Consider the following 1,294-nt stretch of genomic DNA (forward strand, 5'->3'; position numbering starts at 1 on the left):
GGCCATCCTTAAAGCAGGCGGGGCCTATGTGCCGCTGGACCCGGATTATCCCCAGGAACGTCTGGCTTACATGGTCGAAGACACCGGCTTGTCTGTGGTATTGACCCAGCAAAAAGTTGCCGGGATCCTGAACGATTTTAACGTCACGGCTGTGCTGCTGGATAACGCCAGCCAGTTTGCAAACTATCCAATCAGCAATCCGGATGTGGTGCTGACCCCGGATAATCTGGCCTATGTGATGTACACCTCGGGCTCAACCGGTAACCCGAAAGGCGTGATGATAAGTCATCATAACCTGATCAACTTTGCCGCTAACTGTGAGCAGCGCTACGAAATCACCGAAGCCGACAACGTGTTGCAGTTCTCTACTATGAACTTTGATATTTTCGTCGAAGAATGGCTGGCGACTCTGACTCAGGGCGCTACTTTGGTGCTGCGCGACGAAGACGTGTCGCTGAGCCGCGAGGCCTTTATTGCCTTCTGCGACAGCCATGCCATCAGCGTGGCCAGCCTGCCAACGGCGTTCTGGCATATGCTGGCGCTGAGCGAAGCGGAGCTTGAATCTCTGGCACTGCGACTGGTGATTGTCGGCGGTGAAGCGCTGGATAAACAATCGGTGGCTTCTCTTAAACCAGGCTTTGTGCTGCTCAATACCTATGGTCCGACCGAGACCACAGTCACCGCATCGGGCTATGCCATCAGCGGTGGTTACGATGACCCGCGCGCGGTGCCCATTGGCCGCGCCAACGTGAATACTGCGACTCTGGTACTCAGCGAGCAGCTGACGTTATGCCCGCCGGGTGTTGTGGGCGAGCTGTATGTCAGTGGTCAGTGTCTGGCCAGTGGTTATTTACATCAAAGCGAACTCACCGCCGAGCGCTTTATTGATAACCCGTATTGTGATCCGGCTAACCCGGCACTGAGCGCGCGTTTATATAAAACCGGTGATTTGGTGCGTATCGGCGCTGATGGAGAAATCGAGTTTGTCGGACGCAGCGATGATCAGGTCAAGATCCGTGGTTTCCGGGTAGAACTGGGTGAGATAGAAACCCAGCTGATGGGTCATGCTGACGTGGAGTCTGCGGTGGTACTGGCCGAGGCCGGTAAGCAGGGTGGTAAGGTGCTGCGTGCTTTTGTGAAGACAGAGAGCGAGCAGGCCAACGACTTAATTGATGCACTGCAACAGCACCTGAGTGGCAACCTGCCGGATTACATGGTGCCGTCGGCTTATAGCTTTGTTAGTCAGTGGCCGCTGACGGCCAATGGCAAACTGGACAAGCGAGCACTGCTGGCC

Annotated in this window: 1 protein-coding gene; it reads left to right on the forward strand. The window is 55.5% G+C overall.

Features of this window, described 5'->3' with window-relative positions; translation table 11 throughout:
- Positions 1 to 1,294 (forward strand): amino acid adenylation domain-containing protein (locus tag MHN31_RS24060; RefSeq protein ID WP_239445550.1); only part of this gene is annotated, 1,294 nt, incomplete at both ends.

It is taken from the genome of Pseudoalteromonas sp. McH1-42 (assembly GCF_022347845.1).
GTDB classification, from domain to species: domain Bacteria; phylum Pseudomonadota; class Gammaproteobacteria; order Enterobacterales; family Alteromonadaceae; genus Pseudoalteromonas; species Pseudoalteromonas rubra_D.